At 61.8% G+C, this 22976-nt stretch carries 23 protein-coding genes; 8 read left to right on the top strand and 15 right to left on the bottom strand.

All coding sequences use genetic code 11. The features are described 5' to 3' along the window. Nucleotides 1-157 precede the first annotated feature (157 nt). The 3 genes from AC1Q6C_RS20340 (at nt 158) to AC1Q6C_RS20330 (ending at nt 4076) form a co-directional block, all read left to right on the top strand. Nucleotides 158-1342: a serine hydrolase domain-containing protein gene (locus AC1Q6C_RS20340; protein WP_214924839.1), complete on the top strand. Its 1185-nt coding sequence runs from the start codon at nt 158-160 to the stop codon at nt 1340-1342. A gap of 99 nt (nt 1343-1441) precedes the next feature. Further along, entirely contained in the window at nt 1442-2638 is a 1197-nt protein-coding gene (locus AC1Q6C_RS20335; RefSeq protein WP_230359677.1) for a serine hydrolase domain-containing protein, read from the top strand. A 286-nt stretch (nt 2639-2924) separates the two neighbouring features. Next, complete coding sequence (locus AC1Q6C_RS20330; RefSeq protein ID WP_492666752.1) at nt 2925-4076, top strand: MFS transporter; 1152 nt, start codon at nt 2925-2927, stop codon at nt 4074-4076. A gap of 93 nt (nt 4077-4169) precedes the next feature. Here the strand turns inward: AC1Q6C_RS20330 and AC1Q6C_RS20325 are convergent, their stop codons facing one another. Together AC1Q6C_RS20325 and AC1Q6C_RS20320 are read right to left on the bottom strand one after the other, a co-directional pair. After that, nucleotides 4170-5795, bottom strand: a complete 1626-nt coding sequence (locus AC1Q6C_RS20325) for an N-acyl-D-amino-acid deacylase family protein (RefSeq protein WP_007727452.1) — start codon at nt 5793-5795, stop codon at nt 4170-4172. A gap of 153 nt (nt 5796-5948) precedes the next feature. Further along, nucleotides 5949-6938: a threonine ammonia-lyase gene (locus AC1Q6C_RS20320; protein ID WP_492666751.1), complete on the bottom strand. Its 990-nt coding sequence runs from the start codon at nt 6936-6938 to the stop codon at nt 5949-5951. Between the two features lie 81 nt (nt 6939-7019). Here AC1Q6C_RS20320 and AC1Q6C_RS20315 point away from each other — a divergent pair, with 81 nt between their 5' ends. Beyond that, entirely contained in the window at nt 7020-7943 is a 924-nt protein-coding gene (locus AC1Q6C_RS20315) for a LysR family transcriptional regulator (RefSeq protein ID WP_492666750.1), read from the top strand. A 2-nt stretch (nt 7944-7945) separates the two neighbouring features. Here AC1Q6C_RS20315 and AC1Q6C_RS20310 read toward each other — a convergent pair whose 3' ends face one another. Further along, nucleotides 7946-8521, bottom strand: a complete 576-nt coding sequence (locus AC1Q6C_RS20310) for a TetR/AcrR family transcriptional regulator (RefSeq protein WP_042449699.1) — start codon at nt 8519-8521, stop codon at nt 7946-7948. Between the two features lie 76 nt (nt 8522-8597). Between AC1Q6C_RS20310 and AC1Q6C_RS20305 the strand changes: the two genes are divergently transcribed. Then, nucleotides 8598-9212: an NAD(P)H-dependent oxidoreductase gene (locus AC1Q6C_RS20305; protein WP_042923456.1), complete on the top strand. Its 615-nt coding sequence runs from the start codon at nt 8598-8600 to the stop codon at nt 9210-9212. Between the two features lie 13 nt (nt 9213-9225). On the opposite strand, the gene AC1Q6C_RS20300 is transcribed toward AC1Q6C_RS20305, so the two are convergent. Next, a complete protein-coding gene (locus tag AC1Q6C_RS20300; RefSeq protein WP_073512445.1) occupies nt 9226-9807 on the bottom strand; it encodes a GNAT family N-acetyltransferase in 582 nt (193 codons plus the stop codon). 76 nt (nt 9808-9883) lie between these two features. On the opposite strand from AC1Q6C_RS20300, the gene AC1Q6C_RS20295 reads away from it, so the two are divergent. After that, nucleotides 9884-10867, top strand: a complete 984-nt coding sequence (locus tag AC1Q6C_RS20295) for a hypothetical protein (RefSeq protein WP_003940911.1) — start codon at nt 9884-9886, stop codon at nt 10865-10867. A gap of 54 nt (nt 10868-10921) precedes the next feature. Here AC1Q6C_RS20295 and AC1Q6C_RS20290 read toward each other — a convergent pair whose 3' ends face one another. The 3 genes from AC1Q6C_RS20290 to AC1Q6C_RS20280 are packed head-to-tail and all read right to left on the bottom strand — an operon-like array spanning nt 10922 to nt 12956. Next, complete coding sequence (locus AC1Q6C_RS20290) at nt 10922-11812, bottom strand: ferredoxin family protein (RefSeq protein WP_492666749.1); 891 nt, start codon at nt 11810-11812, stop codon at nt 10922-10924. Between the two features lie 58 nt (nt 11813-11870). Next, nucleotides 11871-12443, bottom strand: a complete 573-nt coding sequence (locus AC1Q6C_RS20285) for a YdeI/OmpD-associated family protein (protein WP_007727476.1) — start codon at nt 12441-12443, stop codon at nt 11871-11873. Between the two features lie 9 nt (nt 12444-12452). Continuing rightward, a complete protein-coding gene (locus AC1Q6C_RS20280; protein ID WP_042449832.1) occupies nt 12453-12956 on the bottom strand; it encodes a hypothetical protein in 504 nt (167 codons plus the stop codon). A 127-nt stretch (nt 12957-13083) separates the two neighbouring features. Here AC1Q6C_RS20280 and AC1Q6C_RS20275 point away from each other — a divergent pair, with 127 nt between their 5' ends. Further along, nucleotides 13084-13929, top strand: a complete 846-nt coding sequence (locus AC1Q6C_RS20275) for an alpha/beta hydrolase (RefSeq protein WP_003940761.1) — start codon at nt 13084-13086, stop codon at nt 13927-13929. Here AC1Q6C_RS20275 and AC1Q6C_RS20270 read toward each other — a convergent pair. Beyond that, nucleotides 13914-14870, bottom strand: a complete 957-nt coding sequence (locus AC1Q6C_RS20270; protein ID WP_030535113.1) for a GlxA family transcriptional regulator — start codon at nt 14868-14870, stop codon at nt 13914-13916. The genes AC1Q6C_RS20275 and AC1Q6C_RS20270 overlap by 16 nt on opposite strands. 125 nt (nt 14871-14995) lie before the next feature. Here AC1Q6C_RS20270 and AC1Q6C_RS20265 point away from each other — a divergent pair, with 125 nt between their 5' ends. Continuing rightward, a complete protein-coding gene (locus tag AC1Q6C_RS20265) occupies nt 14996-15634 on the top strand; it encodes an HD domain-containing protein (protein WP_007727481.1) in 639 nt (212 codons plus the stop codon). Between the two features lie 9 nt (nt 15635-15643). Here the strand turns inward: AC1Q6C_RS20265 and AC1Q6C_RS20260 are convergent, their stop codons facing one another. The 7 genes from AC1Q6C_RS20260 to imuA' form a co-directional block, all read right to left on the bottom strand. Continuing rightward, nucleotides 15644-16600 (bottom strand): R2-like ligand-binding oxidase, encoded by a 957-nt coding sequence (locus tag AC1Q6C_RS20260; protein ID WP_003940790.1) that lies wholly within the window; start codon nt 16598-16600, stop codon nt 15644-15646. An 87-nt stretch (nt 16601-16687) separates the two neighbouring features. After that, the gene (locus AC1Q6C_RS20255) at nt 16688-18325 is read right to left on the bottom strand and encodes a sulfatase family protein (protein ID WP_492666748.1); all 1638 of its coding nucleotides are present in this window, start codon (nt 18323-18325) and stop codon (nt 16688-16690) included. 45 nt (nt 18326-18370) lie between these two features. After that, complete coding sequence (locus AC1Q6C_RS20250; protein ID WP_042923438.1) at nt 18371-18712, bottom strand: DUF6292 family protein; 342 nt, start codon at nt 18710-18712, stop codon at nt 18371-18373. A gap of 67 nt (nt 18713-18779) precedes the next feature. Continuing rightward, a complete protein-coding gene (locus AC1Q6C_RS20245) occupies nt 18780-19535 on the bottom strand; it encodes an alpha/beta fold hydrolase (protein WP_030535116.1) in 756 nt (251 codons plus the stop codon). After that, nucleotides 19522-20367, bottom strand: a complete 846-nt coding sequence (locus AC1Q6C_RS20240; protein ID WP_065352185.1) for an alpha/beta hydrolase — start codon at nt 20365-20367, stop codon at nt 19522-19524. The genes AC1Q6C_RS20245 and AC1Q6C_RS20240 overlap by 14 nt, the downstream gene beginning before the upstream one ends. 165 nt (nt 20368-20532) lie before the next feature. Further along, complete coding sequence (locus AC1Q6C_RS20235; RefSeq protein ID WP_492666747.1) at nt 20533-22086, bottom strand: DNA polymerase Y family protein; 1554 nt, start codon at nt 22084-22086, stop codon at nt 20533-20535. After that, nucleotides 22083-22958 (bottom strand): DnaE2-dependent mutagenesis accessory factor ImuA', encoded by an 876-nt coding sequence (gene imuA', locus AC1Q6C_RS20230; protein WP_054188133.1) that lies wholly within the window; start codon nt 22956-22958, stop codon nt 22083-22085. Before imuA' ends, AC1Q6C_RS20235 begins: the two co-directional genes overlap by 4 nt. Between the last annotated feature and the right edge of the window lie 18 nt (nt 22959-22976).

The following is a 22976-nucleotide window of genomic DNA, read 5'->3' as shown; positions in this document are numbered from 1 at the left end:
CGCCGGACTCCGAGGTGCAGCCAGCTACACCCCGTACGCTCCGGCACGCACCACCGAGAGACTGCACTTCGCACCATGGAGGACGCGTACGCACGTCAATACTGTTCTCTGCATGTGGAACTCACCACGAGATTCGACGAACAGGAGACCACAACCAATGACCACCCTTCGACGTCGCCCCCTGCTCACCGTGCTTCCGGCAGTCACCGCTGCAGCCCTCATATTGGGCGTGAGCGGATGTGGTGACACCACTGACTCCACTGATTCCACTCGGCAAAGCGACGCTGCCGTGCAACAGGCGCTCGACGGCGTCATCGAGCAGGGGATCCCCGGCGCACAACTCGTGATCTCCGACCCGTCGCGGGGCACTCGCATCATTCGTGCAGGAATGGGAAACACCGCCACCGGCGAGCCTATCCCCGATGATGCGCGGGTCCGAATCGGCAGCAACACAAAGGCCTTCGTCTCGACCGTCGTCATGCAACTCGTCGACGACGGACTGCTCGACCTCGATATGAGCATCGAGCACTACCTGCCCGGAACGGTCGTAGGCAACGGGAACGACGGCAACCGAGTCACCATTCGAGATCTCTTGCAGCACACCAGTGGACTGACGGACTACCTCGCCGCCGGCGGAGCACGGCCGGAAGACATCAAGCCCGGCCAGCTGCTGGTGGGGACAAGCGCACAACCACCGGAGCACTTCTCCCCCACTGAACTGGTCGATATCGCGATGTCTCTTCCACCCGGCCCGGCAGCCAAAGACAAGGCTGTCTATTCGAACACGAACTACATTCTGCTCGGGATGCTCATCGAGAAGGTCACAGGACGCCCTGCCGCGCAGGAGATCACCACCCGCATAATCGATCCGCTCGGACTGATGGACACCTATTTTCCCGCCTCCCGCGAGACACAGATCCGCGGTTCTCATGCACAGGGCTATCACCCGATTGACGGCATTCAGGTCGATGTCACCGATGGCGACGTGTCGTGGGCCGACACCGCAGGTGCGATGGTCGCAACGGGCGCCGACCTCAACACTTTCTTCACGGCTTTGCTACGCGGCGATCTCGTCTCGAATGACAGGCTCGCCGAGATGAAACACACCGTGCCGTTCGACAGGAGCCCGCAGGACAGCTACGGACTCGGACTAGTCCGCGTGAACAGCTACTGCGGGAAGGAGATCTGGGGTCACGGCGGCGGAATTCCCGGCTTCGGCACCTCGGGCGGAGTCGATACCACAGGACGCGCTGTGACTCTCACCCTCAATCACATCCCGATGAGCGAGGACGCCTTCGTAGCAGCACAGCGAGTTGTCGACGCAGCGATGTGCGAGAAGTGAAGGAAACATGTTCGTGCACGACTTCGCACGCAACATCGAACAACAATTCTTCCCGAGCGAACGATGTCCCGAACCTACCAATCCTCAGGAGTTCTACTGATGCGTAACAATATTCGAAAGGGCTTCCCTTCCTCAGATCGCCGGCAGGACCGCAAACGGCACCGGACCTTTTCGGTCGTTGCCGCGGCGGCCCTCGGTGCCATGACGCTGGCGTCCTGCTCGCCGTCATCCGCCCTCAGTCCCGATACCGTCGGTTCTTCCTCCACCGAGTCCGACGCGGTTCAACGCTCCCTCGACGCGCTGGTGAGCGAGGACGGACTACCCGCCGCCCTCGCAAGCATCCAAGACCGAAACGGCAACTCCCACAACTACACCGCAGGAGTCGGTGACCTGACCACCGGATCAGAGGTACCCCCCAACGGCCAGATACGAATCGGCAGCAACACCAAAACCTTCACCGCAGTAGTGGTCCTGCAACTGGTCGCCGAAGGAAAGATCGAACTCGACACCCCCATCGAGACCTACCTACCCGGACTCGTCCGCGGAGACGGGATCGATGGCCACAACATCACCATCCGCCAACTCCTCCAACACACCAGCGGACTCCCCGATTACGGAATACACGTCAATGACGAAGAGATCAGATACCGCTACGCCGACCCCCACGATTTGCTCGACGTCGCTTTCCAACACCCCGCCGACGCACCGCCCGGAACGAGTTGGGGGTACAGCAACACCAACTACATTCTGGCCGGCCTACTCGTACAGAAGGTTACCGGCCGCCCCCTCGCTGAGGAGATGAATCGACGAATCTTCGCGCCGATCGGCCTGCGCGACACCTACTTCCCATCCCCGGGAGACATGACCATCCGGGGTCCCCATCCCAAGGGATACCACCGCACCGCACCAGACAGCCCACTGAGTGACGTCACAGAGATGGACCCGTCGTGGGGATGGGCCGCAGGGCAGCTGATCTCCACCACCTCGGACCTCAACCAGTTCCTCTACGCGCTACTCGACGGACGACTGCTCCCCGCAGCCGAACTCGACCAGATGCGTACCACCGTCCACGTCGGCGGGCCCACCGGACTCGAGTACGGCCTCGGCCTCACCAGCAGGACTCTCTCGTGCGGCGGGGTCTACTGGGGCCATGGCGGCGACATAGTCGGTTACGAGACCCGCGGCGGCATCACCGACAACGGGCGCGCCGTAAACCTTGCGGTGACTGCTCTTCCCACGACTGCGTCCGCCACGCAACACGTCGTAGACACCGTGGACAGAGCTTTGTGCAGTTAAAGCTCTGGTGACAGCGTCACCCGGAATCTCACCCGAGTGACGCTGTACCGCCCGACGAAACATTCGGTCGGTTATTGGCCGAACGGACCAATGCGGCCTACGTGTCCGCTGCCACACTTCATCAGTCCATGCGGCACAACGCAATTCAGGAGGCATGATGAAGTCGGAACGCGCCACAGTTGAGGAACCTTCGCATAGCGGCGGCAAGTCGATACAAAACATATTGGACAACAAGTCAATTCGTCGAACAACGACTATGACTGTTGGGCTGCTCAGTACGATCTGGATGATCGACATGATAGATCGCGTGATGATCGGGCTTGCACTGCCGATGATCGGAGACGAATTCTCCCTCAGTAATACGCAATTGGGCGGAGTCGTGTCGATCTTCGCCATCTTTTACATGCTCGGGCAGGTCCCCGGCGGCATGCTGGCCGACCGATTCGGACCCCGGCCACTGTTGATCGTTGCGTTGATCCTGTGGTCGGTGTTCACCGCACTGACAGGATTCGCCTGGGGACTCGTCTCGCTGATGGTCATGCGTGCGATGTTCGGGCTCAGCCAGGGTCTCTTCCCAGCAGCGTCGTTCAAAGCTCTGGCTGAGCGAACCCGTCCGAAAACTCGCGCCACGGCCATGGGCTTCATGATCGGTGCAAACAACCTGGGCCCCGGCATCGCACCACTGATCATCGCCCCAGTTCTCATGGCCGTCGGTTGGCGGGACGCATTTTGGCTGGTGGCCATAGTCGGCGCCGTGATCGGCACAGTCGTCTGGTTGGTGCTCCCGGCGCCGTTGGACACAGAGATCACGGAAGATCCGGAGGCCGCACTGCAACCGCTCGCCAGTGAACACTCACGCGCCGCGGTATTCAAGTCCGTTTCGGTCTGGAAGTTCGCACTTCTGTTCTGCCTGGCCAACATGGCCGGATATGGGCTGTTGACCTGGGTGCCGAGCTACCTCCTCAACGAAAAGGGGCTCTCGCTGATCGATACGGGAATCTTCGCGGCGATCCCGTTCATCGTCACGGCATTGGCCATCGTCGTCGGTGGACGTCTGGTGGACAAGTACTTTCACGACAGCGCGCGCATTCTGCTCGTTCCGTGCATGGCCACCTCCGCCATTCTGCTGTTCTTGATGCCTACCACCGATACCGTCGCGATGTTCACGTTCTATCAAACCCTCGCGATGGGCGTCAGCGGACTGTGCTCGATGTCGATCTTCGCCCTCCCGTTGCGGGCATTGCCAGCCGAATTCCTCGGTTCCGGAATGGGTTTGATCAACGGTTGTGGACAGCTCGCCGGTTTCATCACCCCCCTCGTGATGGGATGGATGGTGGACCAGTTCTCGTACATGGCCGCGTTCGGAGTCCTGGTCGGCGCGACGGCTGCGGCGGCTTTGGTGGCCATGATCGTTCCGCAAACCCCGGCGAAATTCTGAAGGCTCTCACGTGGTCCGGCGAAGTGGCCGCTGAAGGGTCGTTCCCGGCAGTGGCCGCTTCGCCGATCCGGAGCTGACCCCGGTGCCAGCTCGTCACCTCACTGCATCGAACCCGTTGCGCGAGCGCCGAAGTGCGCGCCCTGCAAGCATCCCCGTCGGCACCCCGTCCGACAGTGCCGGTTGCCCATTGACCACAACGTGCCGCATTCCGGTCGCATACACTCTTGGGTTGTCGTATGTCGCGAGATCCTCTACCTGCGAGGGGTCAAAGATCGCCAGATCGGCGTATCCCCCTGGCGCAATGTAGCCCCGCTTCGCCAAACCGAAGTTTTCAGCAGGAAGGCTGGTCATTCGGCGAACGCATTCCTCGACTGATTGCCCGCCAATGCCGCGGGTGTAGCGGCTCAGAATACGGGCGAAAGTTCCGAATGAACGGGGGTGGACGGGTTGCCCCGCGAAAAGGGTCTCCGTGCTTTGAGCATCGGCATCGGAACCAACCGAAACCCAGGGACGCTCGAAGGCAGTTCGCGTGTTGTCCTCCGACGCAATGAAATAGGCAGCCTCGGCTGTGGGGAGAGCGTCGAGAACAGCCAGTATGGTGTCTACCGGGTCGTGATGCCCCATCCTCCGAGCAATAGATCCCAGAGCTTCCCCCGCTCGGATCCCGAGTGCCGGTACCTCGGACAAGATCGTCACCCCATCGGCGCCTCCGGACGCAGCGTAGAGATTCTCCCAGTCCTCGTCCTCACGATGGATCCTCTCGCGGATCTGCTCTCGGACACCGGTCGAGTTCAGGTGCGTGCGCCCGGCCGTCGTGTCACGACACCGAAACTCCGGTGGCAACGCGGCACTGAGCAGCGTGTTCCCCGCCTCGTACGGATATACGTCCGCGGTGATTCGCACACCGTCCTCGCGAGCCGACTCAACCAATTGCAAGGCCTCGGACATTTTGTGCCAGTGCGACTTACCAGCAACCTTGAGGTGGTAGATCTCCCCGCGCGCTCCTGTCGTTCGAGCGATATCGACCAGTTCCTCGATGCTTTCGAGAAACCTCTGCCCTTCGCTTCGGAGATGGCAGATATGGACGGCATCGTGTCTGGCGAGCACCTGCGAAAATGCTCGCAACTCGCCGGAATCCGCATAGCTTCCGGGTGGATAGATCAGAGCCGAACCCACTCCGAGAGCTCCATTTTCAAGCTCCTCGTCGAGCAGGGCACACGCTTCGGCCAGCTCTTGTTCACTCAACAGGCGATTGTCCACACCCGCAACCACCATGCGCAGATTCGCCGCGCCGACGAAGCTCGCCACGTTGAAACCGACGCCGTTCGTCTCCAAGGATTCGAGAAAATCATGCAACCTCGGCCAATGTGATTGCACCCCAGTTGGAATCGCGCCCAATCCGAGCATCGCCGGAGTCATCGAACCCGTGACCGGTCCGAGAGACACGCCTTCACCGAAGACCTGGGTTGTGACCCCCTGATACAAGTCCGACAATCCTCGTGGGTCTTGCTGCAGCGTGAGGTAACTATGGCTGAGCACATTCACAAAACCGGGAGCCACCATGCAACCGCGAGCATCGATGTCGATCGCCCCCGGCACAGCACCGATCGTTCCGACTTCCACGATCGTGTCACCGGAGATCGCAACATCCGCTTTCCTGGGCGGGCTCCCTCTACCATCGAGCACAGTCCCGTCCCGAACGACGATTGTCGGCAGCATCACGTCTCCTCCACGGTGGCCTTGCTGTCGCGAGATGCGACCCTGTTCACTTTGCTGAATCGTGGAAGCGAAATCTTGTTCCAGACACACATACGCGATGCAAAATTGGTGCCGCCCTATCAAACTGGCCCATGGTTCCGATCATGCCATCGGTCAGCCGACGACCCTGCGGATCTCATTCTCGGAGGCATTGGCGCCCGTGCAGACAACAGCAACGCGCTTGCCAGCGAAGGTGTTCGGATGCGCATAGACCGCAGCAAGTGCGGCCGCACCGGCGCCTTCGCTCAAAGTGTGAGCGTCGTAGAGCAACGCCCGCTGCGCGAGGGTGATGTCGTCGTCCGTGACGAGCAGGAATCCCCCGAGGCGTTCACGCAAGACACGTTGAGTGAGTGCGAACCCGGCACCGGTCGCAAGCCCTTCGACACGGGTGGTGTTCGGGCGCTCGACACAGGTGCCGGAAGTCCACGAGTCGTGTGCCGCTCGCGCAGCCTCCGACTGCACCGCGAAGACCTCCAGGTGCGGTGCAAGCGCACTGGCGACGAGACACGCCGCCGCCGCACCGCTGCCGCCACCGACTGGGACCACCACCGCGTCCAGATCAGGTTGTTGTTCGAGGAGTTCGACGTAGGCCGTGGCAACACCGGCAAGGATTGCCGGCTCATTGGCGGCGCTCACGAGACGCAGGCCGTCACGTTCGCTGATGAAATCGGCGTGAGCACGTGCCTCGTCGAAGTTCACACCGTGCTCGATGAGCTCGGCTCCGAGCATGCGGACAGCGTCAGCCTTGACTGGATTCGCCCCAACCGGCATGACGATCACACACCGCACGCCCGCACCCGCTGCGGCATACGCCAAGGATTGAGCATGGTTTCCGGTCGAGTATCCGACAATCCCCCGCGCCCGCGTCGCCTCATCCAGTCCTGCCACCAGGTTCAGTCCGCCGCGAACCTTGAACGCACCCGTGGGGTGCACGTTCTCGTGTTTGACGAACAATTGGCTGCACGAGCCCGCACCCAACGTCGGGTGCGATATCAGGGGCGTGACCGGTAGATGCCGTCGGACGACCTGACTGGCACGCTCGATGTCTGCCCATACGGGTGGATGTAGCTGGTTTGATGCCGTGAGATCAGATGCCGGTGCCATGTGATTCACCCTGCCAAACACCGATTCATAGATCCAATACGTGTTTTCGTCCAAAGCATCGAAATCTTCTATGATTTTGGCATGCTCGATCTAATTCGGCTGAGGGTCCTGGTCGCTATTGCACGGGAAGGATCGGTGACAGCCGCCGCCGATTCTCTCGGTTACGCGCAGCCCTCCATCAGTCACCACCTTCGACAGCTCGAATCGGAAGTCGGGGTTCCACTGTTCCAGCGAGCGGGTCGTGGACTGCGCCTGACGGACGCCGGCGCAGTGCTGGTTCGGCGAGCCACCGAGATCCTCGGCCACGTCGACGCAGCGGTAGCCGAAGTCCAGACGTACGCCGGACTGAGGACCGGGCGACTACGACTGGCCGCATTCCCGTCAGCCCTGGCGAGTTTGATTCCGCAGGCGATGGCAGCGTTCACGTCCCAGTACCCCGATGTGTCCATCAGCCTCGTTGATGCAGAACCACCCAAAGCACTTGCACTGCTTCGTAACAACGATGTCGATGTAGCTGTTGTCTTCGCACACGAGGACACCCCTGAAGTCGGGCTCAAGCATGTCGCGCAGACGACTTTGCTGGAAGATCCGTTGTACCTGATCACCTCTGCGCGGAATGCAGACGCCGCCAACGAGATCACGGACTACGCCGGTGAGACCTGGATTGCCGGTTGCCCGAGCTGCCGAGCCCACCTCCTCACCGCTTGCAATCGAGCTGGATTCATTCCGCGGATCGAGTTCGAGACCGACGACTACGTCGCCGTCCAAGCCCTGGTCGCCTCCGGAAGCGGGGTAAGCACCCTTCCGGCCCTCGCCCTCCAGGCACATCAGAACCCGAGTATCCGCGCACACCGCATTCCCGGCGAGCGACGCACTGTCTCCGTCGCAACCTACGGCAAACCTCCACTTGCTCCCGCGATCGACGCGTTCGTCAGAACTCTGACAGCGATATCCGAATCCATGCGTGAGCGCGTCGAATTGGATGGGCACCAAGATAACCGGTGACCTCAGGTCCGGCCGACCACCGCGACTATCAGTGCGGCAAGTTCGCTTCGAGCATCGTCGGGCGAGAGCGCTCCCGCTACCGCCGCATGCGAGAGTGCCTCTGCAGCACCGAATATTGCGGTCATCGAAGGTTGCGCAAGTCCTCCGCCCGCACCAAAGGGAGTCAGCACCTCCCGACATCGTTCGGAATAGGCGTGTTCCGATTCACGCTTGACCCGCTCCAGCTCGGGCGAACCCTCCAGCGCTGCAAGCACACCCGTCAGTTCACGCCCCTGCGCCAGCGAACATCCGACGTAGGAGTCGGCGATGGCATTCGCGCGTCCGTTCAGAGACTCATCCGCGGCATCGAGATACTCCTCGAGCATCACAGTCTGACGATCGTCGAATTCCTTGAAGAGCGCTGCCAACAACGCGGCGCGAGAGGCGAAATGGCTGTATACAACTGGCTTTGCAACGCCGGCACGTTCAGCCAACCGACCAAGGGTCAGCGCGTCCGCACCCTCCTCTCGCACCAATGCCCACGACACCTCCACGAGTTGTTCGTACCTGCCGGCTCGCGACAGTCTCGTACGTGCCATCGGACACCTCCTTGCGCTATATACCAATAGTAACCTACTCTTAGTACATAAGCGCACCATCTACCGAAGGACGCTCATGACCACACTCGTCGTAGTCTCCCACCCCGATCCCCAGTCACTTACCCAGCATGTCGCCCGTTCTACCGCCGACGCGATCCGCGACCTGGGCGGCGACGTCGACTTCGCGGACCTACATGCCGAGAGTTTCGATCCCCGATTCGCCGAAGCCGATGTGAACCTGTTCCGCGGCAAAGGGACTCCCCCGGCCGACGTTGTAGCCGAGCAGGACCGAATCGATCGTGCAGACGATCTGATTCTCGTGTTTCCGATGTACTGGTGGTCGATGCCCGCACTACTCAAAGGTTGGATCGATCGAGTCTTCGTCAGCGGATGGGCGTACGAATTCACCCCGGGAAGCGAATTCGTGAAGAAACTGGACCGACTCACCGTCCACCTGATTCCAGTCGCAGGTGACGACGCCGAGAGTTTCGACCGACACGGCGTGTACGAGGCCTTCCGGACACAGATCGAACGCGGAATCATCGAATATTGCGGTGCCACACTGGGATCGACAACCTTCGTTCACGAGTCGGACACGAAGAGCCGAGACGTCCTCGCCGCAGAAATCCACGACCTCAGCGAAAGCATCGCGTCCCGTGTCGCCTACCCTGCGACCGCGACTTCCCGTTGACGGTCAAAAACGGTCAACTGGCGCTTGACCGGCCCGTGGCCGCCCAGTAGCGAAGCGTGTCTCCCGAATGGCCGAGGTTGCGCGACAACTGATCAGCTGGGCGCACGCTATCGAGAAGTCCCCCGCACGCTTCGATTGCCCTACGCGAACCCGCGTTGGTCTCGTCGCACGTAATCAGGACGCCACTGAGCCCCACCGGGTCGCCGGCATACGTGAGCACTTCCCGCAGAGCAGCCGACGCTATCCCTTTCCGCCGTTCCGACGGCCGAATCCCGTAGCCGATATGACCACCAAGATCAGCCAAGAACTCATTCAAGCTGTGTCGCAACTGGATAGCACCGAGATACCTGCCGTCTCGCACGATCCACCAGTTGGTTGCCGGGACAATGTCGGGCCCCGGCAACGCCTCGGGCTGCGCCAACAACTCCTGAACCCACTGCCCGAATCCATCGCGTGACGCAAGGTCGAGATCCAGACGTTGCGCAACTCCCAACGCCGAACCGGGCTGATCCGCCTGCGGTCCACCCCACTCGTCACGCGACTCCAACCAGGACACCCACAAGGCCTCGTCAGGCGCAACCAAATCGACAGTCATAGCAGCGATGCTACGTCGCACCCGCAATGGTCGAGACTTCGCCTCAATCCATCGCAAAAGCACATAGTGTCGATGTATGAGTGGACGATTCACAGCTGGGGTCTTTATCGTCGTCGTCAGTGTCGTCGCCGTTGCGTTGGTTTGGACCGGCGTTCGAGACTATGAATCTTTCACTCCACCGGTCGCGACGGCGGTCGATCGGGCAGACTGCCTCGCCCCTGATATCACCGCCGCGCTCGTAGCCCCCGAGGCACGCGACAGCAGCATCGCACTTCGCCCCGAGGGAAGTGGTTACCCGCCTCCTGATTTCAGCCCCGTTGCCGTTGTTCGATGCGAACGCGGAGAAACGTCCGACGGTGGGTTGACCATCGACTCCATACGCCTCGAGGGGGACATCCACGCGGTGGACGATGCATTCCGCGAACAGTCTCGTCGATTTCCTGCCAACGTCCGGGCCGACTGCGCGTACCGTCTCGTCCCGCCAGCCGGTTTGTGGCTGGTAGACGAAGCAGGAGCAGCCATACGCCCTACCTGGCCGACCGCGCCCTGCGGACTGCAAGAGAAACCACACGCAGCCCTGAGCCAACTACATGAGATCAGCCGCGCGCAGCATCCGGTCGACGGCATCTCCTCCGATGACGCCGGAACCTGCGCGGAGTCGATCGGACAACCGTTCGCGACGACCACTGAAGCTGACATGAGTCGCATGGCAGAACACGAAGACACTCACGCGCGCCCACTGACGGAAACAGCTTTGGCTACACCGATTTCCGACGTCGGCAGACTACTGGTGTGCCGCTATTCCACCGAACCGCCGCTGCCCGAGTCCCGAATCCGCTTGTCACGCCAGCAGAGTACTGATCTGATGGAGGTTGCATCCACCGCGCCACCTGCAGGCCCATGCGATCTCGTCGCCCATCACATCGCTTCGATCGACGTACTTCGTCCCGACGGATCGGGCGGCACGCGGATGGCAGTCGAACTCGACGGATGCCAACGCGTAAACCTCCTCGGACAACGTCAATTACCGCCCGCAGTCATTGCGCTCCTGTTGCAGTAGCGATGACCCACACCCGAGTTCATCGAGACTGATCGTAGAAAACCGACGATGAAATCACAGGTCTCGAATCGACGTGACGACAACCGGCCTGACCTGCTTGGGCGCCGCGCCGCAACTCGGTGGACGCGGCGCGAGTTCGGAGACTGCAGTCTCCACGGCCCATTGCCGGCCGTCCACATGTGCGACGACGCATGTCCCGTCACTCGCCTGCTCGATGACAGCCAAGTCGTCGATTCCGCAGGTTATTTGCTGTCGCACAGCAATTTCCGAAGCCTGCCCCGCAGGAGACCAACAACTCCGTCCACGCAGGCCTGGCAAATGGACCTGATCTCGGGAAGCCACCTCCACGGCCGTGACACTCTCACTTGCCGACAGGCGGCCGTACGTATTGCCGCTCGGCAACAGGATCATCGACGGCGCAAATCGGTGCCCGCCGGTATGCGAACACTCCCACACCTGGGGTCCGAAGGACGACATCAGCGCTGCGGCGATCGGCCTGCCGAATACAGCGCAGCACTGGTCGCGCTTGCCGTGCGCGCAGACCAATACGACTGGCTCGGTCACTTGCTCGCCCAGTCCTGGTGGCGGCCCATCCAACAAGAAGAAATCGACGTCGAGTAATTCCATCGGCAAATCGATGTGCAACCTTTCACACCATGAGTCGCTCGGATCGGAGCGCGCAAGCAGGACGGTGTGTCCATCAGTCATCGGATCGGTACGCCCGGGTCGCCGAACGAACATGATTCGCACGTTCGCTGCATCGGCTCGGCGGCTCAGCTCGGCGGCAAGGTCCTCCCCCAAGGCCGTACCGTCCAACACGTCACGACCCCACGCGACATTGAATTCGAGGCATACCCAGCCCCGCACGACGGCAGCGCTGCCTGCCAGCGGCTCATCGACAGCAGACAGTGCGGAACAGGTTTCGGCTTCGATCACGAGGCCCATTGTGTCAGCCTCGCTGGGTGTCGATTCGCAAGTACCTGTGGCCCAGTGACACGGCAGCTCAATAGAACTTCTTGCCCTCCGCAAGCTGGTTCACGAACTTCTCGATCCGCCTGGCTCGCGTCTCCGGACGCTTTGCCTCCTGCAGTCGGTACGCGATGGTGAATCGGTTGGTGGAATTGAGCGTCGCGTAGAACTCACGAGCCTTCGGGTTTTCCGCGAGCGCATCGAGAAAGTCTTTCGGGACCTCGGCCTTGGCTGATCCCTCGTACGCGCGATCCCATCGACCGTCGGCCTTGGCCTTCTCGATCTCGGCGATGCCGGAAGGCTCGAGAAGTCCCGCAGCGTCGAGGCGGGCGACTATCTCGACGTTGCGTTTGGACCACGGACTCCGCGCGGTGCGTCGCGAAAACTTCTGTACGAAGAAATCGTCGTCGATTCGCCGTGCGAGGCTGTCGATCCAGCCGAAGCACAGGGCAACGTCCAACGCTTGGTCGTAGTCGATCGAACTGTGCGACGAGGTCTTCTTGGCCATTTTCAGCCAAAGGCCGGGGACCACCTCGTGGTTCTCGGACAGCCATCGACGGAACTCTGCTCCGTCAGCGAAGTATTCGGTGCCGAGTTCGACTGCCATCAGTGCTCCTCATTTTCGCGATACCCATACCCTGACAAAACCCTGCGACAAATATCCGAGAGTTCCGAGTGCGAGCACCCATTTGGCAATACTGACGGTCGAAGCGGCGCGAACCCTCGAGTCGGTGATCCTGTCGCGATGATCGAGGAAATGGAGTCCGACCACGTTCTCGACGTAGTCACCGGCCGCCGACAGTACCGGCACTACGGCAAGGGCGCGCCGAGTTGCCGGGGAAAGGGGAACCCGCTCCCCGAGCCTCGTGCCCGCTGACCGCAAAGCCATCGCGTAGATCGCGGGATGTACGAAGTCGGGGTAGTAGTGACTACGAAATCGTGCCGTGGCCTCGTCGTCCATGGAGTCCAAGATCTCGACGTACCGGCGAGCGGAGAACGCCGTCTGCACTTCCAATACTTTGGGAGCCACCGGCCCGAGTAGGCGAGCAATATTCGCTTGTGAGACAACAAAAGCGGTGGTCCACAGTGCCATCGCCTTCGCAGATCCAGTTGGTGCCATGCCACGATCGTGCCATCTTCGCACAACAGAACGGAACGGCCCGACGGAAGAGCTCGCCGAAAATGTGAATGAGGTTGTAAAAGCGGGCATTCCGTATCGATCATCGGTCCGATAGCGGGGAGCGCGCATGTCGCCCAAGTCCAACCCGACTGTTCTGTTCATCCACGGACTTTGGATGCACCCGACCACGTGGGACCCCTGGGCGCAGGTTTTCAGCGCGCAGGGGTACTCCACAATGGCGCCGGGATGGCCAGGGGACGCGTCGACCGTGGGTGAGACGCGTGAACACCCGGAAGACATCGCGGGACACGGCATCGAGGACGTGACGGATCACTACGCCAAGGTGATAGCCGATCTCGACGAACCACCGATCGTGGTGGGGCATTCGTTCGGAGGTTTGATCGCGCAGAAACTTCTGGGCCAGAAGCTGGCGACCGCGGCAATTGCCATCGACCCGGCTCAGCCCAAAGGGGTGTTGAAACTTCCCCTCGTTCAACTGGGCAGTGTTTTCCCGGTCCTGTCCAACCCCGGGAACTACCGGAAGGCGTACTCACACAACAGAGAGTCGTTCCACAAGTCCTTCGCCAGTGCCGTGTCCAAGGACGAGTCCGACGCATTGTTCGAGCAGTATGCGATTCCCGCCCCTGGTCGGCCGTTGTTCGAGGCAGCACTCGCCAACTTCGCGCCCCACAGCCCCGCTGCAGTAGATTTCAACGCCCGCCGCGGGCCACTCCTGATGATCGGCGGCGGCAAGGATCGCACAGTCCCGAAAGCCAGTTCGGACAGCTCGTTCAAGAAGTACGCCAAGGCCCCGACGATCAACGAATACAAGGTCTTCGGCGATCGAGGTCACTCGCTGACCATCGACCACGGCTGGCGTGAGATCGCGGACTACAGCCTTGCCTGGCTCGACAAGCAGGGCATGAGCCCGCCGCAAGGCAAGCACGAAAGTCAGTCTCAGCCGAAAGCTTGAAAACGACGGCGGTACACCTGCGGCGAGATTCCGAGATGCGTCGAAAATGCTCGTCGTAGGGATTCCGAACTGCCGAATCCCGCCAATTGCGCGGCTTCGGTCACCGAGTGGCCGGCATCGAGGAGCGCTTTCGCGGAGTCGAAACGGATCAACTCGACGTATTTGGCCGGCGTCGTACCGAGTTCTTCCCGAAAGAGCCTCGTCAGATGCCGTGGGCTCAGGTGCGCCAGGGCAGCCAGTTCGTCGACCGAGTACTCCCCCGCCGGATCGGCCGCCACCGCCTCGACCACTGCGCGAAGCGCGGGCACCCGGGGCCGCGGCCCGCTCAACGACGGCGAGAACTGTGACTGCCCACCTGGACGTTGGAGAAATACCACCAGAAGCTGTGCGACGCGTCGGGCCATTTCTGCACCATGATCTCGCTCGAGCAACGCGAGCGCGAGGTCGATCCCGGCGGTCACACCCGCAGACGAGAACACCGTGCCGTCCTGGATGAAAATGGCGTCGGGAACTACCGTGATCTGCGGATAGGCGCGCGCCAGCGTTGCCGTGTGTTGCCAATGCGTCGTTGCGCGGCGTCCATCGAGCAGTCCACTCGCCGCCAGGATGAATGTCCCGGTACAGATCGAGGCAACCCGACCCGAACGTCCCGCAAGATCGCTCGCTGCCTCACGCAGTTCCGGACTCACCGGCATCGACGGGAACACGTCGCCACCCATGACCAGCAACGTGTCGAAGGAACCGGAATCTGCGACGTCACAGTCGACCGGAATGCGCATGCCGGTCGACGAGTCGACATCGTGTCCACCCACCGAGCAGATCACCAACTCGTAGTTCGCTCCGCCGCGATTGGCCTCTGCGAACACCTCGCTCGGACCTGCGACGTCGAGCAGTTTGACGCCGTCGAACACCAGGACGGCAACTCGATGCACTGCGGTCACGATCGCTCCCCTTCGTCCTGATCTGTGGACAGTATGGCCGAGATCAGGGTGCGCCCGCGTGCGTGCTCGACCGACACTGGGACAGACCGAGAAATTCGCAGCAGCGACGAGCAGAGCAGGTACCGATGAACACGATCATTGCCGGTGTGAAAATCCCCGATTCGAAGATGGCTGCTGACGCCACCGAACTCGTCCGAGATACGGCGTCCGAGTTACTGTTTCACCACTCGCGACGCGTCTTCCTCTTCGGATCGCTGCAAGGCGCGCGTTTGGGACTGCACGCCGACCCTGAATTGCTCTACGTCGGCGCCATGTTTCACGACCTGGGGCTCACCGAGAAATTCCGGGACAGTACGGCGCGATTCGAATTGGACAGCGCGGACGAAGCGCGGCGATTCCTCACCGGCTACGAAGTCGACGAAACCGACATCCGCAAAGTGTGGGAAGGCATCGCTCTACATACGACGCCCGAGGTCCCCTCGCGGCTGGAGCCCGAAATCGCCTTGGTGACAGCGGGTGTGGAGACCGATGTACTCGGAATCGGATACAGCGAACTCGACCAGGCCGACATCGACGCCGTCACCGCGGCCCACCCCCGTCCGGATTTCAAGAATCAGATCTTGAAGGCCTTCACCGACGGCTTCAAGCACCGTCCCGAAAGCACGTTCGGGACGGTGAACGCTGACGTACTCGAACATTTCGTGCCGGGATTTCGGCACATCGATTTTGTCGAGGTCATCCAGAACTCGGCTTGGCCCCAATAGAATTCGCAGTCATTTGGCCGCCTCACTCATCGCAGCGGCATCTTCTGCCCCGAACTTTTCCTCGAGGGTCTCCGGCGAATAGTCGAGGTCGATCTCGGCGACGTCGCGCCCGCGTGCAGACTCGATCGCCGAAAGTCGGCGCTGCGCACGGTCTGCGGCATACTCGAGGAACTCCTGATTGTCCAAACCGAACGGCTGCACCTCGAATTGATCGTTGACCCAGTTGATCATTCCGAGGGCCATGGGCATGAGTTCACCCATCCGCTGCTGGACGACGTCCCAGTTGTGATCGTCGGCGGCGACGTGCCTTCGGCAGGTGAACGTTCCCCAAGCCATGTGCCGTCGTTCGTCGTCACCGATCTTTCGCACCAATTGCTGCATGCCAGGGAGGATTCCGCGCGTCGCACAAACTTTCTGCCAGGCGTAGTAACCCGTCAACGCCAGACTGCCCTCGATGACGTGGTTGTACGTGACGCTGGCACGCACCTGGTTGACCGGGCTGGGGTCTGTCTCGAGAATGCGTAGCGACGACGGCAGCTCCTCGTAGAACAGTTGCCGGTAGTACGGATTGTCAGCGACGTAGGAATGCAGGTCACTGGTCAATCCCACTTCGTCCATCCACAGCCGAAACACCTGGGTGTGCTTGGCTTCCTCGAAACAGAACTGCGTCAAGTACATCTCGTCGCCGAATCGTCCCTCGGTCGACATTGCTTTCATGAACGGTTGAATGTCTTCGGTGACGGCTTCTTCACCGGCGATGAACTGCGCACACAGGAAGGTGGCGCTGCGCTGTTGTTCGCTGGTCAGCTCCTGCCAGTCACGGGCATCCTGCGAAAAATCGAGGTCGGTTGGGTTCCAGAATTTGGCGTTTCCCTTGGTGAACAATCGGAGTGGGAACGAATCCCAGTTCAACCCTCCCGACCGAAGAGAACTGAAACCTTCTCGCCCCGGCGAGGTGACAGTCATGACATTCCTTCTTCCTGAACCGAAGACAGATGCCCCACCAGCATGCCCGCAGAACTGAAACGTGAATCAGTTTTGACGAAATTCGATCTATTCCTTCAGGGAAACACCCTTGGTCTCCATCACTGCGAAGAGCTTGGCGTTCATCTGAGCTGCCAGATCCGGCCGATACGAACCGATGTTGAGCGGATTGGCGAGATTGTTCAGTTCCAAGGGGTCGGCTTGTAAGTCGTACAGTTCGTATTGCGGCGCAGCAACTCCCGCAGGATCGAAGTACATCGTGTACTTCCAGCGGCTCTCGCGTATGCACCGAATGTGGTTGGGCTGCGTGACGATGTTCTGACCGTCGGGCGTCGCACAGTTCTGATCGTCGTAGGTGAACAGAATCGTGTCCTGAACCTGCGCGCTGGGACTTTTCGGATACGCCGCAGCGTCGACGATGACCGGTGTCAGATCGGTACCCAGGAAGTTCCACGATTGACGCGCAGGCGCTTGGGCGAGTGTGGCGAGAGTGGGCATCACGTCGATCAACGACGCCAGGGCGTCGGTGCGAACGGGTTCGGGAAACAGCAAGGGGTTGCTGATGACCAGTGGAACACGCAGTGTTTCCTCGTAGGCGTTGAACACTTTCTGCCGCAAACCTCCGTGGCTCATCCCCATCTCCCCGTGATCGGACATCCGAACGATCACCGTGTCGTCGAGCATCTGTGGAGTGGCTTCGATCGCATCGAGCACGCTGCCGATGTGTTCGTCGACCACCTTGTGCATATAGGCGTAGAAGTTGATGTAGTTACGCGCCTGATCGGGTCCGAGCAGCGGCCCGAGCCCGGCTGCCAACAGCAGTTCCGACTGAACCTGGGCTGTCGGTTTGTGATTGAGCGCCAGGATCTCGTCGAAGGTGGGCGGCAAGTCGATACCCTGCTCGAAGGCGCCTGGCGCGTCCGATCCGTAGTTGTCGCACGTGCCGTTCATCGCGTTCCACGTCTGGGGGTACGCGAGGACATCGTGCGGGTTCACGAACGAGACGATCAGCGCCCAAGGCTGTCCGGATGCGACTGCGGGTCCGGAGAGAAACTCGACAGCTTCCTCGGCGACACGGCGATCATGGTCTGCGCACCCGCCACCGAAGTGATCCGGATTGGTGTCCTGGCCCGCGTCCGGCGGAATCCACCCCTCGAAGCCGAATCCTGCCACGTCCGCGCTTGTCGGATCACCACCCTCGACGCCTTTGCTCAGATGCCATTTCCCCCGGTACTGGACGTTGTAGCCGGCCGACGCCAGCAGCTTTGCCATGTTCTGTTCGGAGACCTGCAACTGTGGCTCGGTGGGTGAGACAGTGCCACCTTCGGTGAGCGTTCTGGTGACCCCGTGCTGCGCGGGGTAGAGGCCGGTGAAGAACGTACTGCGACTGGGCGAGCACATCGCGGTGTTGCACACTGCCTGGTCGAAACTCAGCCCGTGATCGGCAATCCTCTTGCGGTTGGGCAGATTCTGTTCAGCCCAGCCTTGTGGCCAGTACATCGGCCGGCGTTCCTGATCGGTGATGATGACAACGATGTTGGGTTTCTGCGGAAACCGATCGGCGGGTGCTGCTTGTACCGGCACCGCGCTCACCGCGCCGGCCGCGACGTCTGCCACTCCCGCGAGGACAAGGGCACCGACGCCACCGAGGAACGTCCGGCGCGGCAATGAATGACAATGCGGGGCTGGAACGTTCTCTGGGTTCACGGGCGTCGTCCTCTCGGAGGCGTTGTCGCCCCAGAGTTGACCGAATCACTCTTCGCTACACATGCGCGAGCAAACTGCCCGTGCGCTGATCAGTTCGATAACCCGATCCGCACAGCGCAGCGGATCCGGTGTCCGGCCGATACCGAGGGTGTCGACTATCGAAATCGTCCTTCGCACATCAGCCTCCTCGACACCCCACGACCAACCGAAGTCGTGATTCCAGAGCAGAACTGCGTTCTTCCCCGGATGGTTTCGGGCATGAACGGGGAGAACGATCACCGCATCCGTGCTCGGACCCTGCGGCCATCGGACGGTCTCACCGTGAACTGATCGTGCTACCGCGTCGACGTATTCGTGTGCGGACCAGTCGTTGCCGTTGGTATGCATGGAAGTACATTCGGTGCCGCACGCGTTGTGGATGGGTTCTTCCCGGAACTGATCTGATATTCCGCTTTCAGGAAATGAACGGCAACACAACGGATTCGAATTGGCGGTGACCGTCGCGGTGGACACTGTGGCCGGTACGGAAAGAGACCAATTCGCAGCGTGCGACGGTGGCTGCAACAGCGTCGAGGCGAACAGGATCCACCATCCCGCCCAGACCTCCACGCAGGAACAACATGTCAGCCTCGATGAGCGGCAACCGATCCCACCACTGCGGATCCGGCCGGCGGAACTGCTCGAGCGCGGACCGCGTCATCGAGCGATCGAACGTCAACGCGGCTCGCGGATGCCGCACCAAACTTGTTGTGGCATGCCACAGTTCTGGGACACTCGGCAATTTCCTCGCGAACACCTGTTCCGGGTCACCCGCACGTAGTGGTAACGGCGCTTCCTCGATGACCAACTTCCGCACCGCAGTGGGACGTTTCTGCGCGATCAACGACGCCGCGTGCCCGCCGAGCGAGTGGCCGACCAGATCCACCTGCTCGAGTTCGAGATGATCACACACGTCCATGACGTCGTCCGCGAACTCCTCGAACAGATACGACGACGCACGAGCGCTCCGGCCGTGGCCGCGAAGGTCGACCGAGACAACTCGCCGGTTGCGTGATCGCAAGGTCCGCGCGAACTTGTCCCAGGTACCGCTGTCGCCGCCCATCCCGTGCACGAGGACTACCGGAGGCAGATCGGCCACACTGGGATGCGAGCCGGAATCGCGATAGCTGATCTGGACCCCGCCGGCACTTCGTACGTTAGCGACACTCACGAGTTCCCAGGATAGACCCGTCCTCGCGGATTGCTGACGCGGTCAGCCGAGGCTGCAACTCCCCTGGTCGCGTGACCTCGTCGTAGCGACCGAGTCCGATCCTCGCGATGTTTCGCAGCGACTCGCTTGCATCGGCGAAGTAGCCGCAATGCCCTCGAACGGCACCGGTACCGAAAACAATGGCTCCGTGCTGCGCCCGAACTGGAGACGGGCCGTGCCCGATGCGGCCGATCTTCACGCGTGGGAAGTAGCGGATCCAGTCCGACGGACCAAGCGCAGCCCAGAGATTTCCGGCAAAGCACAGGTCTTCGCGCGAACTGGTCCCCATCCCCGGACTACCCAGCACCACGCAATCGTCCACTCGCGCCGACGGGAGAGCGAGTCCGCACACCACGGCCCCGTAGCTGTGCCCGACGAGCGTCACATGCGCCGATCGCGGCAGGATACGAGTCAACCGCGCCAGATCTATCGCACCAACTTCTGCAAGTGTCCGGGAGAACGACTCGAGAAATCCCCACGGCGTCCGATAACCGACCCACACGATCACCGCGACGCGGTCGTTCGGCCCGAGCGTTCGGAGCATCCTTCCCAGTGTCCATCCGCTCGCGCGTGGTCCTGTCGGACGGTTCTCGTCGAAGTAGTTTCCCAGTCCGTTGTCGTTGCCTGGCACGAAGATCATGATGTGCTCGGCTGTGGCGACATCGCCGAACACCTCCACGATCCGGCCTTCGCCGGTCTCGTCGTACGCCAGAAGTTGTGCGTCGCGTAGCTCCATCGGCTCGTAGTGAAGTCGATCGGTTCCGGAAACGTCAGCTCGACCCGCCGTTTTCATGACACTCCTCGCGAAGAGTTGCAACGACGAGAATCATTGCAACAGTGAGTTTTTGAATGTCATCAACGCTAAGCGCCCGATGGCGTCAGTGCGATGGCGCCAGCGCCCCTACTGTTCGTACAGTCGACTCGACCATGTCCGGTACAGCTGGCTGTACCTGCGAGCTCATTCGTACACGCCCTCCACCGACCATCCACCGCCTTCACAGATCATCAGCAACGCCCGCGATTCCTCCAACAGCACCTGAGCCCGCGCGGCCGTGCGCGCCGAGGCTGCGTCCCACCATCGCTCGTCCACCGGCCAGGGCCCGGCCCATCCCTGCACTGCCCATTCCTTGCTCCCCCACTTCAGCCTTCCCGGCTGCGAGCTGAAGACACCGCGCTCAGTGACGTACACGGCGTTGCCGGCTACATCCTCCAGCCATACCTTGGGATTGTCGACGAAGATCGACCCCGGAGACGGCTGCGGCAGACGACCAGGCCACGGGGCTGTCGGATCATGAGCAGCTACCCGCTCGTCACCCAAGGGCAACAGGGTAATTCGCTCCGAGGGCCCTCGACCACCGCTCAGGACACCGACCTGAACCGATTCGCCGCCCAGAAGACCTTGCACGCGCACCAATGCTCGCCTGGCCCGCTCCTCCTCGTCGCCGACACCGCCCCACAGCCCTAACTGCAAAGCGCCGGCACTGACCACCTCCACCGGTTCCAGACGTAACACCGCTATGCCTGCGGTCGGCCGGGTCTCACTGCGCCCGGTGAGCCAGCCGTCCAGTTGCCATCGCACTCGATCGGCCGTTCCCTCCGGTGTCAGAGGTTCGGCGCAACGCCAAGTCCGAGAAAGATTTTCACCGTTACCCGTGCTGGCCGAAATCGACAGACGGGTGCACGCCACTGCGGCAGCCGACAATTTGTCGTGCAGGAGACTCGCCAAGGCGCGCCCGGCAAACGCTGCGGCATCCACCCGCTCGATCGACGGATCGTAATGCTGCTCCACTTCCAGATCCGGCGGAAGCGTCCGCGCCGACGGTGGCCGCTCGGGTTCACCGCGCGCCGCACGATGCGCGAGCACCGCATCGGCCCCGAAACGCGAAGCGACGTCCACTGCCGGTAAATCCGCGAAAGCACCGATGGTTCTGATCCCGAGCCTGCGCAGCAGATCCACCAACTCCCCGCGATGCGGCGCAGACAGACTGGGCTCGGCCGCCAACTCCGGCATGGGTAGCGGCGCCAGAAACCGTGCCCCCTCCCCCTGCGGCACCAGCGCTGCCCGGCGCGCGGCAATGACCGCTGTGGACAGTTGATCCGCCACACCCACCTGACTCTCGACGCCCGCAGCAGATGCCTGATCCACCAATCGTTCCGCCGCGGCTTCCTCCGAACCGAAGTACCGACTGACACCTCGCGCACTGAGCACCAACAAACCAGGACGAAGTACCTCGACGCCCGGTGCCACCGCATCGATGGCCGCGGCGACCGGCTCGAACAATCTGGCGTCGCGTTCCGGATCTGCCATCGCCACATACAGTTCCGGGCAGCGGGCCTGCGACTCGCGTCGGCGCAGGCCTCGTCGCACTCCCTCCGCGCGGGCCGTCGCCGAACATGCGATCACCCGATTACCCGAGGTGACTGCGACAGGATGCGTGGCAGGAAGATCGGCAAGCGCTGCCGCTGCCACCGCCGGCCAGTCCGGGCACCACAACGCCAGAACTCTGCTCACAGTGACACCACCCGCGACGACACCACCCGCGACGACACCACCTGCTCCGACACGGCCTCGACCGGCCGGGAAGGTACCCACTCGACCCGCCCGGCTGCACTACAGATGTCCAGACGCGTGGTCCGGGGCTGGAACGAGCGCCCCCGAGCACGAACCGCGAGGCTCAGGGAACTGAGCCGACCACGCCCCAACTCACGGCCCTGACCGAACCCACCGTAACCATGAACCCGAGCGTCCAACCGAACTTCGGCCCCGTCCCAGTGACCTTCGGTGACAACAAGAGTCGAGCCCTTGCTCCGGGCGCGCGCCACCACCGCTCGCGCACGCGACGGGGATACCGACGCACCCGCCAATCCCAGAATCACCAGATCCATACCGTCGAGCAGCACAGCAGCGATCTCGACCGGATCCGGCCCAGGCGCCGGAATGAGCGCCAGACGTTCCAGTTGCGCACCCATCTCGTACGCCGCCAGCAATCCCAGTCGAGGTTGCCCGATGACTGCCACATGCCCCCCGGACGCCGTCACGGACGCGACCAATCCCAAGAGCAAGGAAGCAGCGCCCTCGACGGACACCACGGTTCCGCGCACCAAACCGCCCTGCGGTAGCAATGCCCCGATACCTTCCGGCACTGGGAGAACACCAGCCTTGTGCGCGCGGTCCACGACCGGTATTTCCCGGTCGGCAACACTCTCGAAGGCTGCTGCACTTGTCCCGGAAACACCAGCCACGGAAACACTCGGTCCCGAAAACGACGTATCGCCGCGAGAGGGAATGGACGCGATCTGTCGGCGGAGCTGTGCCAGCCGATCCTGACGGGACAACCCCGCCGCATCTGCCGACAGCTCCACCAACTCGGTCACCTCGGTCATCCCCATCCTCCGGAACAC

This window comes from Rhodococcus sp. MT28 (assembly GCF_058792695.1).
The sequence above is the reverse complement of the archived record's forward strand: the minus strand, read 5'-3'. Positions and strand labels throughout refer to the sequence as shown.

Excerpts from the sequence above, each read along its gene's own strand:
- AC1Q6C_RS20340 (WP_214924839.1), top strand. The coding sequence starts at position 158 with ATGACCACCCTTCGACGTCGCCCCCTGCTCACCGTGCTTCCGGCAGTC.
- AC1Q6C_RS20335 (WP_230359677.1), top strand. The coding sequence starts at position 1,442 with ATGCGTAACAATATTCGAAAGGGCTTCCCTTCCTCAGATCGCCGGCAG.
- AC1Q6C_RS20330 (WP_492666752.1), top strand. The coding sequence starts at position 2,925 with ATGATCGACATGATAGATCGCGTGATGATCGGGCTTGCACTGCCGATG.
- AC1Q6C_RS20325 (WP_007727452.1), bottom strand. The coding sequence starts at position 5,795 with ATGCTGCCGACAATCGTCGTTCGGGACGGGACTGTGCTCGATGGTAGA.
- AC1Q6C_RS20320 (WP_492666751.1), bottom strand. The coding sequence starts at position 6,938 with ATGGCACCGGCATCTGATCTCACGGCATCAAACCAGCTACATCCACCC.
- AC1Q6C_RS20315 (WP_492666750.1), top strand. The coding sequence starts at position 7,020 with ATGCTCGATCTAATTCGGCTGAGGGTCCTGGTCGCTATTGCACGGGAA.
- AC1Q6C_RS20310 (WP_042449699.1), bottom strand. The coding sequence starts at position 8,521 with ATGGCACGTACGAGACTGTCGCGAGCCGGCAGGTACGAACAACTCGTG.
- AC1Q6C_RS20305 (WP_042923456.1), top strand. The coding sequence starts at position 8,598 with ATGACCACACTCGTCGTAGTCTCCCACCCCGATCCCCAGTCACTTACC.
- AC1Q6C_RS20300 (WP_073512445.1), bottom strand. The coding sequence starts at position 9,807 with ATGACTGTCGATTTGGTTGCGCCTGACGAGGCCTTGTGGGTGTCCTGG.
- AC1Q6C_RS20295 (WP_003940911.1), top strand. The coding sequence starts at position 9,884 with ATGAGTGGACGATTCACAGCTGGGGTCTTTATCGTCGTCGTCAGTGTC.
- AC1Q6C_RS20290 (WP_492666749.1), bottom strand. The coding sequence starts at position 11,812 with ATGGGCCTCGTGATCGAAGCCGAAACCTGTTCCGCACTGTCTGCTGTC.
- AC1Q6C_RS20285 (WP_007727476.1), bottom strand. The coding sequence starts at position 12,443 with ATGGCAGTCGAACTCGGCACCGAATACTTCGCTGACGGAGCAGAGTTC.
- AC1Q6C_RS20280 (WP_042449832.1), bottom strand. The coding sequence starts at position 12,956 with ATGGCACCAACTGGATCTGCGAAGGCGATGGCACTGTGGACCACCGCT.
- AC1Q6C_RS20275 (WP_003940761.1), top strand. The coding sequence starts at position 13,084 with ATGTCGCCCAAGTCCAACCCGACTGTTCTGTTCATCCACGGACTTTGG.
- AC1Q6C_RS20265 (WP_007727481.1), top strand. The coding sequence starts at position 14,996 with ATGAACACGATCATTGCCGGTGTGAAAATCCCCGATTCGAAGATGGCT.
- AC1Q6C_RS20260 (WP_003940790.1), bottom strand. The coding sequence starts at position 16,600 with ATGACTGTCACCTCGCCGGGGCGAGAAGGTTTCAGTTCTCTTCGGTCG.
- AC1Q6C_RS20250 (WP_042923438.1), bottom strand. The coding sequence starts at position 18,712 with ATGCATACCAACGGCAACGACTGGTCCGCACACGAATACGTCGACGCG.
- AC1Q6C_RS20240 (WP_065352185.1), bottom strand. The coding sequence starts at position 20,367 with ATGAAAACGGCGGGTCGAGCTGACGTTTCCGGAACCGATCGACTTCAC.
- imuA' (WP_054188133.1), bottom strand. The coding sequence starts at position 22,958 with ATGACCGAGGTGACCGAGTTGGTGGAGCTGTCGGCAGATGCGGCGGGG.